At 37.7% G+C, this 236-nt stretch carries 1 protein-coding gene; it reads right to left on the bottom strand.

Going from position 1 to position 236, the window contains the following annotated elements; all coding sequences use genetic code 11:
* Positions 1-236, bottom strand: a 236-nt coding sequence (locus SB679_RS26270; RefSeq protein WP_410705361.1) for a PLP-dependent transferase, incomplete at both ends; no start/stop codon positions are given.

The following is a 236-nucleotide window of genomic DNA, read 5'->3' as shown; positions in this document are numbered from 1 at the left end:
AGATAACCCAAGTTGGCTTCCTGCATCATTTCCATCAGTTCATTGGCCTTTTCCGTAGTTCCTGCATCCAGTGTCAATAATCCTCCAAATCCGTATTCCTCATCAATCATACTTTTCATTAATTCATGATTTTTATGGGATGGTAATCCTGGATAAGAGACTTTTAAGCCATCTTTTTCAAATCTTTCGGCAAGGTATAAGGCATTATGGCTGTGTTGCTTTATTCTGATATGAAG

The sequence above is a fragment of the Chryseobacterium sp. SIMBA_029 genome (assembly GCF_046535275.1).
Lineage (GTDB): Bacteria > Bacteroidota > Bacteroidia > Flavobacteriales > Weeksellaceae > Chryseobacterium.
Note: the sequence above shows the minus strand (reverse complement) of the source record. Positions and strands in the feature narration are given on the sequence as shown.